The sequence below is a fragment of the Methylacidimicrobium sp. AP8 genome (genome assembly GCF_903064525.1).
Taxonomy (GTDB): domain Bacteria; phylum Verrucomicrobiota; class Verrucomicrobiia; order Methylacidiphilales; family Methylacidiphilaceae; genus Methylacidimicrobium.
In genome coordinates, this window is sequence record NZ_LR797830.1 from 1718737 (window position 1) to 1733261 (window position 14525).

Annotated in this window: 11 protein-coding genes; 8 read left to right on the top strand and 3 right to left on the bottom strand. The window is 65.2% G+C overall.

The genetic code is table 11. From position 1 onward, the window contains the following. Positions 1-121: 121 nt before the first annotated feature. The 7 genes from MTHMO_RS07995 to MTHMO_RS08025 all read left to right on the top strand — a co-directional run bounded on the left by MTHMO_RS07995 (position 122) and on the right by MTHMO_RS08025 (position 9579). Complete coding sequence (locus MTHMO_RS07995) at positions 122-3217, top strand: DNA polymerase III subunit alpha (RefSeq protein ID WP_202214304.1); 3096 nt, start codon at positions 122-124, stop codon at positions 3215-3217. 128 nt (positions 3218-3345) lie between these two features. Continuing rightward, positions 3346-5532 carry a polyphosphate kinase 1 gene (ppk1, locus tag MTHMO_RS08000; protein ID WP_202214305.1) on the top strand — a complete coding sequence of 729 codons (2187 nt, stop codon included), beginning with the start codon at positions 3346-3348 and terminating at the stop codon, positions 5530-5532. A 132-nt stretch (positions 5533-5664) separates the two neighbouring features. Further along, positions 5665-6240: a c-type cytochrome gene (locus tag MTHMO_RS08005; protein ID WP_202214306.1), complete on the top strand. Its 576-nt coding sequence runs from the start codon at positions 5665-5667 to the stop codon at positions 6238-6240. A gap of 7 nt (positions 6241-6247) precedes the next feature. Next, positions 6248-7660, top strand: coding sequence for a cbb3-type cytochrome c oxidase subunit I (locus tag MTHMO_RS08010; RefSeq protein ID WP_202214307.1), 1413 nt, complete (start codon positions 6248-6250; stop codon positions 7658-7660). Further along, positions 7657-7959 (top strand): hypothetical protein, encoded by a 303-nt coding sequence (locus tag MTHMO_RS08015; protein WP_202214308.1) that lies wholly within the window; start codon positions 7657-7659, stop codon positions 7957-7959. The genes MTHMO_RS08010 and MTHMO_RS08015 overlap by 4 nt, the downstream gene beginning before the upstream one ends. After that, complete coding sequence (locus tag MTHMO_RS08020; RefSeq protein WP_202214309.1) at positions 7956-8309, top strand: hypothetical protein; 354 nt, start codon at positions 7956-7958, stop codon at positions 8307-8309. Before MTHMO_RS08015 ends, MTHMO_RS08020 begins: the two co-directional genes overlap by 4 nt. Before the next feature lie 49 nt (positions 8310-8358). Continuing rightward, positions 8359-9579: an NnrS family protein gene (locus MTHMO_RS08025; protein ID WP_202214310.1), complete on the top strand. Its 1221-nt coding sequence runs from the start codon at positions 8359-8361 to the stop codon at positions 9577-9579. A 46-nt stretch (positions 9580-9625) separates the two neighbouring features. On the opposite strand, the gene MTHMO_RS08030 is transcribed toward MTHMO_RS08025, so the two are convergent. The 3 genes from MTHMO_RS08030 to MTHMO_RS08040 all read right to left on the bottom strand — a co-directional run bounded on the left by MTHMO_RS08030 (position 9626) and on the right by MTHMO_RS08040 (position 12597). Continuing rightward, entirely contained in the window at positions 9626-9937 is a 312-nt protein-coding gene (locus MTHMO_RS08030) for an FmdB family zinc ribbon protein (protein WP_202214311.1), read from the bottom strand. Positions 9938-9960: 23 nt separating this feature from the next. After that, positions 9961-11757 carry a GreA/GreB family elongation factor gene (locus tag MTHMO_RS08035; RefSeq protein ID WP_202214312.1) on the bottom strand — a complete coding sequence of 599 codons (1797 nt, stop codon included), beginning with the start codon at positions 11755-11757 and terminating at the stop codon, positions 9961-9963. 96 nt (positions 11758-11853) lie between these two features. Then, a complete protein-coding gene (locus MTHMO_RS08040) occupies positions 11854-12597 on the bottom strand; it encodes a metalloregulator ArsR/SmtB family transcription factor (protein ID WP_202214313.1) in 744 nt (247 codons plus the stop codon). A 231-nt stretch (positions 12598-12828) separates the two neighbouring features. On the opposite strand from MTHMO_RS08040, the gene serA reads away from it, so the two are divergent. Beyond that, positions 12829-14424, top strand: coding sequence for a phosphoglycerate dehydrogenase (serA, locus tag MTHMO_RS08045; RefSeq protein WP_202214314.1), 1596 nt, complete (start codon positions 12829-12831; stop codon positions 14422-14424). Positions 14425-14525 lie beyond the last annotated feature (101 nt).

Consider the following 14525-nt stretch of genomic DNA (forward strand, 5'->3'; position numbering starts at 1 on the left):
GTTTCTCCGCCGGCTCCGGCGGCGCAACGGCGGGCGATCCGGCGACAGCGGCATTCTTCCCGGGAGTTCAGCATTGCTATATAATACATATGTATTATATCCATTGGGAAAGTTTGTTCCCATGCCCCGCCGGTTTCCCTATGTCGAGCTCCACGCCCGGAGCGCCTTCAGCTTCCTCCGAGGGGCTTCCCGGCCGGAAGATCTGGCTCGGGAGGCGGCCCGGCTGGGCCTGCCCGGGCTTGCGCTTTGCGATCGGGACGGGGTGTACGGGATCCCCCGCTTCCATGCCGCCGCGCGGGAGGCCGGCATCCGCGCGCTGGTCGGGACGGAGATCACTCTCGAGGACGGGTCGATCCTGCCTGTGCTCGTTGAAACGCGCGAGGGCTACCAAAACCTCTGCCGGCTCCTCTCCGAGGCCAAGCTGCGCAGCCCCAAGGGGGAAGCCCGGGTCCGGTGGGCGGAGCTGGAAGAGGCCGCTCCGGGACTCCTGGCCTTGACCGGGGATGAGGAGGGCCCGCTTTTGCGGACGCTCGCCCGAGGGGAGGATCCGAGAGTGCCGGCGCGACGGCTCCTCAGGCTCTTCGGACCGGATCGGCTCTTCGTCGAGCTGCAACGGAGCGGGCTGCGCGGCGACCGGTTCCGGACGCGGCGGCTCGCCGCGGTCGCCCGGGAGCTCGGCCTGCCCGTCGTGGCGACCGGAGGGGTCCTCTACGCGAAGGCCGAGGAGCGTCTCCTGCTCGATGTCTTCCACTGCCTGCGGGCGCATACCACCCTCGAGGCGGCAGGGTCGCTGCTCTCCGCGAACGACCAGAGGCATCTCCGGTCTCCCCAAGAGATGGCAGCCCTCTTCGCCGATCTTCCGGAAGCAATCGAGGAGAGCGCGCGGATCGCCTCCCGGATCGATTTCTCCTTGGAGGACCTGGGCTACCGCTTTCCTCGCTATCCCACTCCGGCGGGGGAAAGCGAGGAGGAGTTCCTGGAAGGAGTGGTCTGGGCCGAAGCGCCGAAGCGCTACGGCTCTCTCTCCCCGGCGGTCCGCCGGCAGCTCCAGCACGAGCTCGAGGTGATCCGGAGGCTTGGCTTCGCCGGCTATTTCCTGATCGTCTGGGACCTGGTCCGCTGGTGCACGCGGGAGGGGATGCTGGTGCAGGGCCGGGGGAGTGCCGCCAACAGCGCGGTCTGCTACAGCCTGGGGATCACCACGGTCGACCCGGTCGGAAGCCGCTTGCTCTTCGAACGCTTCCTGAGCGAAGGAAGAAAGGGCTGGCCCGACATCGATCTGGACCTGCCGAGCGGAGAGGCCCGGGAGCGGGTCATCCAAGAGGTCTACCGCCGGTACGGGCGCCGGGGAGCGGCGATGACGGCCAGCGTGATCTGCTTCCAGGGACGGAGCGCCGCCCGCGACCTCGGCAAGGTCCTCTCCCTGCCCACGGAGCTCCTGGATCGCTTCTCCGCCCTCTTCCCGGGAGGAGACTATCCGCACACGCTTTCCTGGGAAGAACACGGCCGGCAGAGCGGGCTCTCCCCGGCCGATCCACGGCAGGCAGCCTTTCTCCGCCTCTACCCCAAGCTCCTCCACCTGCCGCGCCACTTGGGCCAGCATCCGGGAGGAATGGTGATCGCGCAGGGCGAGCTCGACCGGATCGTCCCTTTGGAAAATGCCGCCATGCCGGGCCGCTCGGTCCTCCAATGGGACAAGGATGATTGCGAGGAGCTCGGGATGGTGAAGATCGATCTGCTGGGGCTCGGGATGATCGCGGTGATCGAGGAGGCGGCCGCGCGGTGCCGGTCGCGGGGGCTACCGGTCGATATCGCCCGCCTGCCCAAGGACGATTCCGCGACCTTTGCGCTCCTGGAACGGGCGGAGACGGTCGGGGTCTTCCAAGTCGAGAGCCGCGCCCAGATGTCGATCCTCCCGCGGCTCCGCCCCCGATGCTTTTACGACCTAGTGGTGCAAGTGGCCATCGTCCGTCCGGGACCGATCCACGGAGGGTTGATCGGAAGGTATCTGGCCCGCCGCTGCGGCCGGGAGCCGATCCGCTATCCCGACCCTCGGCTGGCGCCGATTCTCGAGCGGACCCTGGGGATAGTGCTCTTCCAGGAGCAGGCGCTCCAAATCGCGATGGTGCTCGGCGGCTTCTCGGCGGCCCAAGCCGAGGAGCTGCGGCGGGCGCTCGGATTTCGCCGGGATCCCCGGCGGATGGAGCAGGCGCTCGGCAACCTCGCCCAGGCGATGCGGGCGCGGGGCATCGCCCCCTCCACCATCGAATGGGTGGCTCGCTCCCTCTCCTCCTTCGCTCTCTACGGCTTTCCCGAAAGCCACGCGATCGCCTGGGCGGGCCTCGCCTACGCCAGCGCCTATCTCAAGGCCCACCACGGACCCGAATTTTACGCAGCCCTCCTCAACCACCAGCCGATGGGCTTCTATTCCCCGGACACCCTGATCCAAGAGGGGAAGCGGCGGGGGATCCGCTTCCGGCCGATCTCGGTGCTGGCTTCGGAAGACTCCTGCACGATCGAGGAAGACGGCTCGGTCCGGTTGGGCCTCCGGCTGGCACGAGGGCTCAGCGGCGCGGCGCGCGAGCGAATCCTCTCCGCGAGGGCGGAGGCACCCTTCCGGTCGCTGGAGGAGTTCCGGCGCCGCGTTCGGCTCAGCCGGAAAGAGCTGCGCCTCCTGGCTTCCTTAGGCGCCTTCCAAGGGCTCGCCGCCCACCGGCGGGAGGCGCTTTGGCAGCTCGAGCGGCCTCTCTTTTCCGAGGAGCTCTTCCCCGGACCGACCGAAGGCCCTTCCCCGCTATCGCCCATGACGCCTCCCGAGCGGCTGCAGGCGGACTACGCCGGGACGGGGATCACCTTAGGGCCTCATCCCATGACCTATTTGCGCCCAAGGACACCGGCCGCCCGAAAAGCCGCCGACCTTCGCGGGCTTCCCCACGGGATGCGCGTGCAGGTGGCCGGAGCGGTGATCTGCCGGCAAAGGCCGGGCACGGCCAAGGGCTTCCTCTTCCTTTCCCTGGAGGACGAGACGGGGATCGCCAACGTGATTATCCCTCCCGATCTCTTCGAAGCCCGCCGCCTTCTCCTTTCCGTAGAACCGTTCCTCCTGGCCGAAGGGATCCTCGAGAAGGTCCGTGGCCACGTCCAGATCCGGGGAGAGAAGATCGCCTGCTTGCCTTCCCCAGGCCTGCCCCGGCCGGGCTCGCATGACTTCCGGTAGACGGTGAGGCCGGCAGGGGCGTTCTCTTCGGCCGGAAGCGCCCACGCAGAAAGGCGGCCACCTCAAGATTTCCATCGGCGGGCGGCCCGGATCATGCTTAACTAACATATTTCGCTAAAGAACCGCCGATGAATAACGGCTTCGAGAATCCCGCCTACTTCATCAACCGGGAGCTCTCCTGGCTCGAGTTCAACTCCCGGGTCCTGGAAGAAGCGGCGGATCCGACACAGCCGTTGCTCGAGCGGCTGCGCTTCCTCTGCATCTTCAGCTCGAATCTCGACGAGTTCTTCGAGATCCGGGTCGCCGGAATCAAGCAACAGGTCGAAAACCAGAGTGACCAGACCGGGCCCGACGGCCTGAGCCCCGAAGAGGTCTTCGATGCCATCCAAAGGCGTGCGCACCAGCTGGTTGCGCGCCAGTACGAGATCTGGCGCGGCGAGGTCGAGCCGCTGCTGCGGAAGAACGGCATCGAGCTCTGTCAAAGAGACGACCTTACCGCGGAGGAGAGAAGCTGGGCGGAGCGCTACTTCACCGACGAGGTCCTGCCCGTGCTGACCCCGCTGGCGGTCGATCCCAGCCATCCGTTTCCCCAGGTAACCAACAAAAGCTTCAACCTGATCGTCACGCTCCGCCGGCCGGTGTCGGCCCACTTGGCGGATTTCGAGATCGTCCAGGTACCGCACAGCCTGCCGCGGCTGCTCACGCTGCCGGGCAGCGGCCAGGGCCGATATCGCTTCATCCAGATCAAGGAAGTCATCGCCCTCTTCCTCGGCAGCCTTTTCCCCGGGGACGAGATCAGCGACATCAATGCCTTCCGGGTGACGCGGAATAGCGACCTCTACATCGATGACGAGGAGGCGGAGAACCTGCTGGAAACGGTCGAGGAAGAGCTGCGCAAGCGGAACCGAGGGAACGCGGTCCGATTGGAGATCGAAGAGAGCTGCGCTCCGCAAATGGAGGAGTTCCTCCTCAAGGCGCTGCGGTTGACGAAGGAGGACAGCTACCGGCACTTCGAGCCCCTTAGCTTTCTCCATCTCCTGCCGATCTGCGCCCATGAAGCCTTCCCGCACCTGCGGGACCGGCCGTGGACGCCCGTGATTCCCAAGGACCTGGCCTCGCATTCCGATCTTTTCGAGCTGTTGCGCCGCCGGGATGTCCTGCTCCACCACCCGTTCGAGAGCTTCGGGATCGTCGTCGACCTGGTGCGAAGGGCAGCCGTCGACCCCGCCGTCCTCGCCATCCGGATCACGCTCTACCGCACGGGGGGGGATTCTCCGATCGTCCGCGCACTGATGCACGCCGCGGAAAACGGCAAGCAGGTCATCGCCTTGGTCGAGATCAAGGCACGATTCGACGAGGCGAACAACATCATCTGGGCGAGGCAGCTTGAGGAGGCCGGCGTTCACGTGGTCTACGGCCTCCTGGGCCTCAAGACCCATTGCAAGATGCTTGAGATCATCCGCCGGGATTCGGACCGGATCCGCCTCTACGTCCAGCTGGGCACGGGCAACTATCACGTCGGCACGGCCCGCCTCTACACCGACCTGAGCCTGTTGACGACCCGGGACGACCTCACCAAGGAGGTAGGCACCCTCTTCAACATCCTCACCGGCCTCTCCCGCTTCCACGGGATCCGCAAGCTCCTGGTCGCCCCGTTCCGCATGGCCGAAGAGTTTCAGGAACGGATCGCTGCCGAGACGGAGTTTGCCCGGCAAGGGAAGCCGGCGCGGATCATCGCGAAAATGAACGCCTTGGTCGATCCCGAGATCATCAAGGCTCTCTACCGCGCCTCCGCGGCCGGCGTCCGGATCGATCTGATCGTCCGCGGCATCTGCTGCCTCCGTCCCGGGCTCCCCGGGGTGAGCGAGCATATCCGTGTCGTCAGCATCGTCGGCCGCTTCCTGGAGCACTCCCGCATTTTCTACTTCGAGAACGGCGGCGACCCGAAGATCTATCTGAGCAGCGCCGACTGGATGCCGCGCAACCTCTACCGCAGAATCGAAGTCGCTTTCCCGGTCGAGGATCCGGAGATCAAGAAACGGCTGAAAGACGAGATCCTGGAGACCTACCTGGCCGACTGCGTCAAAGCCCGGGTCCTCCAGCCCGACGGGACCTACTTGCGACTCAAGCCTGCCCCCGACCGGAAGCCGGTGCAAGCCCAGTATCAGTTCCGCCAGCTCGCCCGGGCACAGCTTGCCTTGGACCGCCTCCAGAGCCGCGAGAATATCGCCATCGTCCCCCAGCGGCGGCCCGACCCTCCTCCGCCGCCCAAGGAGGCTTCCTCTCCGCTCCCGGAGGAGCCCGATCTTTTCTAGCTCCTTCCGGCGGCCTCGGCGGAGCGGAAATGTCTTGCTCGGGCTCGGGGAGCCGATCTAGGATCGGCGTACGCCGGCAGGAAGGCACGCCGATCGCCCGAGGCGCTTCTTGGAAGCAGCCCGGAGGCCCGCATGATCGAGGACCCTAAGTTTTGGCGCGCCGGAGCGATCAGCGCCTCGGCGGTGATGCTCGCGGTGCTGGCTATCCTTTCGATCGACACGCTGCGGGCAATCCGCGCCGGAGGGCGGAATGTGCCCGAATACACGGTAATCAACCGGCGGATCGACTACCGCTTCGATGCGGCGACCAATCAGTCCCATCCTGTCCTGGGCGCAGAGGAGCTTCTCTTCGGCCGCCGATACACCCCGCGGGAAGCGGAGGAGCTCGTGCGGCGGGGAAAATTGGTCATCCAGACGCGGGCCTGCCTCGACTGCCACACGATCTTCGGCATCGGAGCCTACTACGCGCCGGATCTCACGAAAAGCTGGCTCGATCCCATCTGGGCATCCTGGCAGGCGATGACGGGAGCCTCGAGCCGGGAGGAGGCCATGGCCCGCTTCCTCCGCGATCCCGATCGGTTTCCGATCGGCCCTCGCCTCATGCCCAATCTCCGAATCGATCAGGCGGACGCGGAAGCGCTGGTCGCCTACCTCAAATGGGTCTCCTCGATCGAAACCAACGGTTTTCCCGCGCGATTCGGAGAATAGGAAACCAATGACACTCTACCGCTCCCAGCGATTGGCCCTACGCTATTTCCGGGCGGCCATCCTGCTCTTCGGCGTCATGATCGCGGCGGGCCTGCTCACGGCCGTCTACTACCAGCGCTTCGGGTTCCTGCTGAACACCTTCCACTTCAGCACGGCCAAGATCCTCCATATCGACAGCCTCGTTCTTTGGCTGCTCATGGGGTTCCTAGGTGCGGTCTACTGGTTCTTGCCGCTGGAATTGGAGCGGGAGGTCGAAGGGATCGGGCTCGCCGAAAAGGCCTTCTGGGTCTTTGTCGGGACGGTGGCCGCCGTCGCGGCCACCTTGATCGTCTTCCAGCACGGAGGGACGGATATCTCCAGCCTCTGGCTGATCAATCAAGGGAGAAAGTTCGTCGAGGCCCCCCGCTGGGCTTGCCTGCTGATCGCCGGGGTCATCGTCCTCTTCGGCGTTAATGTGGCGGCTACGGCGATTCGGGCGCGGCGGATGACCGGCATTCTCGCGGTGCTCATCGCCGACTTGGTCCCGCTGACGGTTCTCTTTCTCAACGCATTTTCGTTCGAGCCGAACATGTCGAAGGATCTCTTCTGGTGGTGGTGGCTGATCCACCTATGGGTGGAAGCGACATGGGAGGTCTTCATCGGGTGCGTGCTCGCTTGGTCGCTCCTCCATCTGCTCGGCGCTTCGCGGGCGATCGTCGAATCCTGGCTCTACGTCGAGGTCGCCCTCGTGCTCGGCACCGGCATCCTCGGCCTGGGCCATCACTATTTCTGGATCGGAACGCCCTCCTATTGGCTGGGGATCGGAGGGTTCTTCTCGGCCCTGGAGCCGCTTCCCCTCCTGGGGATGGTGATCCACGCCGTCTACGATGCGGGCGCCCATCAGCACCAGCTGACCAACCGGCCCGCCTTTGCGTGGCTCCTCGCCGAGGCCTTCGGCAACTTCCTGGGCGCCGGGGTCTGGGGCTTCATGATGACACTGCCCCAGATCAACCTCTTTGCGCACGGCACCCAATGGACCGCTTCGCACGCGCACTTCTCCTTTTGGGGCGCCTACGGATGCGCCGTCCTTTCGGTCATCTACCTGGTCCTCCAGAAAGCCCGTGCCGGAAACGGGCCTTTCGAGAGCCGCGCCTGGAAATGGGCGTTTGCCCTGCTCAATCTCGGGCTTGTCGGAATGGCCGGCTCCCTCCTGATCGCCGGAATGGCCCAGGCTTTCTACGAACGGGCGATCGGGGGATCGACCTTCCAGGCTTTTCTGCTGGGGCAAGCCAATCGGTGGGTCGCCGAGGGGCTCCAGGCGCGGACCTTGTTCGGGCTGGTGTTCGCCGCCGGGTATTTCGTCCTCCTTTTCGATTTGTGGACCATCGGCAAGGGCAGCCGGGCGCCGCGGATCCCCGCTTCGACGGAGGCGGCCCGATGAAGCCCGAAGAACTGCTCTTTTCTTCGCTCCTGCTGGCGCTCTTCGCCTTGGCGGGCGGAGCCTACGGAAGCTTCTTCGCCGTCGGAAAGCTCAACCGGTCCCGCCGGCTCCTCCTGGTGGGCAGATGCTTCTTCGGCCTGCAAGCTCTCGTCTGCCTGCTCCTCCTTCGAACCGGCTCGCTCCATCTCGGCTGGAAGATCTTTCTGCTCGCGGGCCTGATCGGCTATGCGGTGCTCCCTCCGCTCGCCTGGGCAGGCCTGGAGCGGCTTCATGGAAAGGAGGACGAAAAACGGCCGTGATCGGCAACCTGGGCAACACCGTCTTGGGCATCTGGGTGACGGCGGTCGCCGTGCTCGATCCCTCCCTCTTCGCACGCCGCGCCTGGCTTCTGGCCCTCTCCGGGCTGATCGCCGTCGGCGCGGCCGCGCTGGCGGGACGGCAAGGCGCGATGCGGTGGAGCGTTCGGGCGAGCCAAGGGGCGGGCTTGGCGCTGCTGCTCCTCGGCGCGGGCCGGCCCTTCGTCCCCTCCGGGGTCTTTGCGTTTTGGATCGAGCTTTGGGCGGGGATCCTCCTCGCGGTGGCGGCGCTCTGGGCCGCGCTCTACCGGCCGCCTCCGCCCCGGAAGGCGGAGCACCCGCAGCGGGCGTAGGCGACACGATGCAAATCGGTCCAGCTTTCCGAGCGATCGGAACCGGAAGATGAATGCCGGCCCGGAGTCGGCGGGCACCCGCCCGCTCCCGTGGAAGGAATGGATCGGGCTGGCTGCCGAGGAGCCGTTCCGGATCCTCTTTCCCTTGGGCATCTTTCTGGGCGCGGCGGGAGTCGCCGTCTGGCCGCTCTTCTTGTTTTGGGGAGTGGCTTGGGCTCCGCCTCCGGTCAGCCATCCCCGGATCCTGATCGAGGGCTTCGTCGGCAGCTTCGTCGTCGGCTTTCTGGGGACATCGATCCCGCGCCTCCTGGAGGTGCGGCCGCTTCGCCGCTGGGAGACGGGCGCGCTCGCGGGCGTTCTCCTCCTCGCCAACGCCCTCCACTGGTTCGGGCGGACCGGCTGGGGCGACGGCCTGTTCGGAGGCGCCCTCCTCTTTTTCCTATGGAGGCTCGCCGGACGGCTCCCGCAACGGAAGGACAACCCTCCTCCCAGCTTTCTGCTCGGCCTCCTGGGGGTGGCGGGCGCCGCGGCCGGAGCCTGGCTCGAGTCGGCCGCGGAGATGGGGCTGGTTCTCCCCCCTCCGCTTCGCAACCTGGGCCTGCTCCTGCTCTATCAAGGGCTTGCGCTTCTGCCCATTTTGGGCGTGGGCGCCTTTATTTTCCCGCGTTTCTACGGCTTGGAAAGCCGCGAAAGCCTCCCGGCGGCCGTGGTGCCGACACGAGCCTGGCTGAGCCGCGCGCTCGCCGCCCTCTGCACCGGGCTGGTCCTCTTCCTGAGCTTCCTCTGGGAAGCGACGGGAGGCGCGCTCGGCGGGCCGCTCCTCCGCACCGGCACGGCCGTCGCCTATCTGCTCTTCGCAATCCCGATCGCGCCCGAGCTCTCGGCCAAGGGCACCGTAGCCGGTTGCACCCGCTGGGCGCTGGCTCTCGCCGTTTCCGGGCTCCTCTTCTCCGCCTTCTCGCCCGTTTCGCGGACCGGAGCGCTGCACCTCTTTTTTCTCGGAGGAGCCGGCCTTCTCATCCTCACCGTCGGCGCCCGGGTCATCTTGGGATTCAGCGGGCGCGGCGAGCTGCTGGCCGCCCGGTACTGGCCTCTCCGCCAAGCGAAATGGTGGACCATCGGCGCCGTCGTCCTCCGAGCGGCCGCCGACCGGCTGCCGTTCCGAAGAGATCTCCTGCTCGCCGGCGCAGCCCTTCTCTGGATCGGAGCGCTCCTGATCTGGGCGTGGCCTGTCCTCCCGAAGGTACGCTGCCCCGACACCGAAGAGTAGCGCCGTATCTGCCAGCCGCCCCGGAGGGTCGACGGAATAGGAGAGCTTATGCCGACGGCTTGGCTTCCCCGGCGGACGGTTGTTTCTGCTCGCCCGCTTTTCCGCCGGCAGCAAGCTCCTTTTCGGCCTTGGCGGCCTTCTTGTAGCTCTCGCTCCGGTAGTCGGTCAGGTAGAAGCCCGATCCCTTGAAAAGGAGGCCCGCCCCTCCGGAGATTCTCCGCTTGAGCCGGCCCCCGCAGCGACCGCTCCCTTCTCCGGAGACCTCTTTCGGGCACTCCTCCAAGGGCGGGTCGGAGATCCGTTGGAAGACCTCGAGAACCGCGCCGCAACGCGTACACTCGTACTCGTACGTCGGCATAACCAACTCCTCTCGCCGATTCCTTAAGCCGGAATCGGACCCGCCGGCTCGATCCGCTCGATACGCACGATCGAGCCTTCCCCCTTTCCCTCCGACGGCAGCACGACTTCTTCGCCGGGCTTGCGTCCCAGAAGAGCTTGTCCGAGAGCGGCGAGGTACGACACTATTCCGGCCGCCGGATCGCTGTCCCAAGCTCCGAGAACGGTGACCTGCCGCTCTGCGCCGGTCGCCAGATCCTTGAGGGTCACCCGGGTCCCGACGTTCACGGCATCGGTCGCCACCTCGGAAAAATCGGTCGCGCGCGCACGCGCCAGGGCCGCTTCCAGCTCGGCCTTCCGGCGCAGGAGGACTCCCTGCATCTCCTTGGCCGCCTTGTACTCATGGTTCTCGCGAAGATCTCCGTAGGACCGCGCGATCGCAATTTCCCGCGTGTTCGCCGGAATCTGCTTGGTGATCAGGGTTTCGAGCTCCTGCTTCTTCTGCGCCAAGCTCCTCCACGAGACGATCAGAACCGACTCCTCGTTCTTCTGCTGATCGCCGACGACCAGGTCCTGAACGCCGGGATGCCTCTTAATGATCGCCCCCAGCAGCGAGCGCTTATCCAGCTCCCGGAGAGCGGGGCTCCCAAGCGCCGCGCGGGCGAGATCCCGCGCATCGGTCGGCTGCGCATGCGTGAGAATCGTGTGCAAAACCTCTAGCTTGCTACCCGTGAGCAGCTCGTAGAGTTTCGATCCCATTTTGGCCACGCCGCTGCCTTCCCGTTCGAGGAGGTACAGGATGCAAAAGAAGAGATCCGGACCGAAAAGCGGGCGGAAGAGCTCGTCACGAGTACGGCAGACCCAGGCGAGGACGTCCGGCCCAATCGTCCTCTCGCGGATGGCGCTCGCGAGGCGTTCGACAACTTCTTTCGCCTGCCCCGCTTCGGCCAAGACCGTGACAATGGCGTCCGCGGTCCTCGCCGACGTGGCGGGAAGCAGGTCGAGGAGCAAGGCGACCGCCCCTGCCCTCTGCGCGAGAAGGTGGCGCAGCACCACTTTCTGCGCTGAGGAAGCCATAACCGACAAGCACTTCTGCAGCCCCTGCTTGTCTTTCGGAAGCCAGCGGGCGAGCGCGAGCTCCCCTTGCTCCGGCTCTTTCCCTAAGGTCGTCAGGAAATCATCGCGGATGACCGCCAGCTCCAGCAACTCTCCCCAGCTCGAGTCTCCGAGCGAAGAAAGGATCCGATCGATCGCCGCGACCACCTGCTCGCGGCCGGTCGGGGGAATCTTTTCGGCTTTGGCCAGCGCTCGGGCGGCCTCGACGGCATCCTTGCCGGCGACCGACCGCTCCAATTCCTGGAGCAGCTTTTGCCAGACGGGAAGGGCGGTGGCGGACATGCGGATGGGCTGGTTTTTCCGATTCGGAACCTCGAATCGGCCATCCCGCCGCAGTATCCGCCGCACGCCATCCCACCATTTCTTCCACTCGCTCGAAGAGATGACCGCGGGGACCAACGCCTCTTGGATCGCCTCCGGGGTCGCTCCTTCGCCGAAGCTCCGGATACAGCGTTCCACCAGCGCGATCGGGTCGGAGGCCGCCTGCTCCCGGAGAACGGAAAGCTTCTCGGTCTTCCAAACGAAGATGTGATCGGAAGAAATCGGCTCGAGGGATTGGAGGGCGTACTCCCACTGCATTCGATGGGAGGGCTTGTCCTGGAAATCGACGACGACAAGACCGGAATCCGGAGAAAGCTCCCGGATTCGTCCGAAGCCCCAACTCCGGTGGATGCAGTAATCGCCTACCGACAGGGGCAATTTTTCCGCGGTAGGAATCGAAGCCATTTTTTTAACAAATGAACAAGCCTATCCGGAGGACATGCTTTCATTATATCTAATATATCTAATAACAAGAGACTTTATTTGCCGCAACGATTTTTTCTAACCCTCCGCCTCGTTGGAGCGGGAAGGGTTTGCACCAGACTCACGGTCCGCCGCTACGGCCGGAGGCGTGCGGTCGGGTTCATCCTCCGGCGGCCGGCCTTCGGCGCCGGACACCAGAAAGACCACCTTGCAACCGCCTCCGGATCGCTCCTCCCTCCTTTCGACCCGCGCACCCAGAAGCCTCTCGAAAAGCCTCCGCTCGAACTCGCGCGCTCGCGGGTATCGATCGAGGATCTCCAGGATAGGCGAGTGAAACTCGAGGATCCGCCCGGACGATTCTCCCTCCGGCTCGTACCGGCTTAGGCAGCCTTCTTCTTCCCGGACTTGGACCAGCTGCCGAACCCGTTCCGCCAAGTCGGCGCCGCAGACCCGCAGTCGCAATGCCTCGGCGCGGCGACGATAGAGCCGGTAGAGGAGCCGCTCGACAATCAGGGGACCGTAGATCTCCTCGACCGACTCCAAGAGTTCCAGGGCGAAGGGCGCCCCTTTTTTGGGAAAAAACTCCCCGGCCTTCTCGGTCAGAACGTAGACCTTCTCCGGACGTCCGACCCGCTTCGCTCTTCGCTGCGTCGAGAGATAGCCTTCCTTTTCCAGAGCGTTGCAATGCTGCTTGACCCCCATGTAGGAAAGATTCAAGCGCTCCGCCAGCTCGCCCACGGATAGGCCGTGGCTCCGCTTGATTTCGAGGAGGATCGAATACTTCTGGTTCCGAATCGGCGATGGGAGGTTGGCGCTGTCCATAAACCGGCGAGGAGGATGCGCCTCGGCCTTCCTCTTGTTTAGCAGAGTCGGGCTCTCCCCGCTAACCGCTTTTTGCAGAAAAGGCGGGAAAAGGAGCGGCCTTCGGCCTTCCGATCCCGGTCCGAAGCCGGGCAGGCGGCCCCGGCGCGGAGCAGCTATCCATCCGACGGGAAAAAGAGAACGACAGCTTTGACGGAAGGCCGTCTTCCCCGGTAAGCTGGATAACTTCCTATGACCGCTACATTCACCATTCTGGTCGCCGATTCGATCAGCCCGAAGGGGATCGAACTTCTCTCCTCCCATCCTTCCGTGCGCGTCCTCGAAAAGCCGGGCCTTACCGAAGATCAACTGCTCGAGATCGCTCCGTCGTGCGACGCGATCCTAGTGCGAAGCCAAACCAAGATTACGCGACGGATCCTGGAGAAAACGGAGCAGCTGCGGGTCATCGGCAGGGCCGGTGTCGGCGTGGACAACATTGATGTCGCCGCGGCCACGGAGCGCGGCGTCGTCGTCATGAATACGCCCGGGGGCAACACGATCGCCACGGCCGAGCATGCGATAGCGCTCTTGCTCGCACTGGCGCGGAGCATCCCCCAGGCCGATGCCTCGATGCGGGCCGGTGCGTGGAACCGGAAGGCCTTCGAAGGAGTGGAACTCTGTCATAAGGTGCTGGGAATCGTAGGAATGGGACGGGTGGGCACTGAGGTGGCTCGGCGCGCGCTCGGCTTCAACATGCGGGTGATCTGCTTCGATCCCTATCTCTCTCCGGCCCGGGTACAGAACCTTCCCGTGCAGGTCGCTGACGACCTGGAGACCGTTCTGAAGGAGGCCGACTTCCTTACCCTCCACTCCCCTCTGACTCCCGAAACTAAAAGGCTTCTCGACGCCCGCCGGCTCGCCCTCTGCAAAAGGGGCGTGCGGATCGTCAACTGTGCGCGGGGCGGCCTGATCGACGTGGCCGACCTACGCCGGGCGCTCGACTCAGGCCAGGTGGCCGGAGCCGCCCTCGACGTGTACGACCCCGAGCCGCCTCCCGCCGACTTCCCTCTGCGATCTCTGCCGAATGTGATCCTGACGCCGCACTTGGCCGCGTCGACGGCGGAGTCGCAGGAACAAGTCGGGATCGAGATTGCTCAAGCCGTCCTGGATCTTCTGGTGAACGGAACAATTCGCAACGCCGTCAACGTCCCCAATGTCGACCCCCGCACGGCCGCCCTCCTCCGCCCTTATCTTTCGCTTGCGGAACGGCTGGGCCTCTTCATGGGTCAGTGGGCACCGAACCGAATAAGCCGGGTGATCCTCTCCTACGCCGGGAGGCTCAACGAGCACGACACGACCCCCGTCACCCGGGCCGCCCTTAAGGGACTGCTCCGGAAGGTAGCGGGATCGGAGGTAAACGAAGTGAATGCCGCCTACCTCGCGGACACCTTAGGAATCGTCGTCAGCGAGACCAAGACGACTCAGGCCGGCGAATATACCGATTGGATCGGGATGGAGATTCAGGTGGATTCGACCACGCTCCAGGCGGGGGCAACGTTCTGGGGAAAGGCGCAGCGGCTGGTGCAGATCAACGGAAATCCGATCGAGGCGCCTCTCGAAGGCTCGCTGCTCGTCATGGAAAACCGCGACCGGCCCGGCATCGTCGGAAGAGTGGGCACTATCCTAGGGGAACGCTCAGTGAACATCGCCTCGATGTCTCTGGCCCGCGCCGAGAGCGGAGCCCGTGCGGTCAGCGTGCTTCACGTCGACGGCGCCCCGCCGCCCGAGGTTCTCGAAGAAATCCTCCGGGTGCCCGACGTCTACTCGGTTCGCTTGGTCCAGATTTAATCGTTGTCCGCGCAGGCGTTCCCGGGGGACCGGGCCCGGGCGCAACGGGGTCCCCGGCCTCGGGTCCTCTTGACCAGCGGCCGGGCTTGCCGTTTAAACTA

Coding starts and splice junctions, on each gene's coding strand:
- MTHMO_RS07995 (WP_202214304.1), top strand. CDS start 122: ATGCCCCGCCGGTTTCCCTATGTCGAGCTCCACGCCCGGAGCGCCTTC.
- ppk1 (WP_202214305.1), top strand. CDS start 3,346: ATGAATAACGGCTTCGAGAATCCCGCCTACTTCATCAACCGGGAGCTC.
- MTHMO_RS08005 (WP_202214306.1), top strand. CDS start 5,665: ATGATCGAGGACCCTAAGTTTTGGCGCGCCGGAGCGATCAGCGCCTCG.
- MTHMO_RS08010 (WP_202214307.1), top strand. CDS start 6,248: ATGACACTCTACCGCTCCCAGCGATTGGCCCTACGCTATTTCCGGGCG.
- MTHMO_RS08015 (WP_202214308.1), top strand. CDS start 7,657: ATGAAGCCCGAAGAACTGCTCTTTTCTTCGCTCCTGCTGGCGCTCTTC.
- MTHMO_RS08025 (WP_202214310.1), top strand. CDS start 8,359: ATGAATGCCGGCCCGGAGTCGGCGGGCACCCGCCCGCTCCCGTGGAAG.
- MTHMO_RS08030 (WP_202214311.1), bottom strand. CDS start 9,937: ATGCCGACGTACGAGTACGAGTGTACGCGTTGCGGCGCGGTTCTCGAG.
- MTHMO_RS08035 (WP_202214312.1), bottom strand. CDS start 11,757: ATGGCTTCGATTCCTACCGCGGAAAAATTGCCCCTGTCGGTAGGCGAT.
- MTHMO_RS08040 (WP_202214313.1), bottom strand. CDS start 12,597: ATGGACAGCGCCAACCTCCCATCGCCGATTCGGAACCAGAAGTATTCG.
- serA (WP_202214314.1), top strand. CDS start 12,829: ATGACCGCTACATTCACCATTCTGGTCGCCGATTCGATCAGCCCGAAG.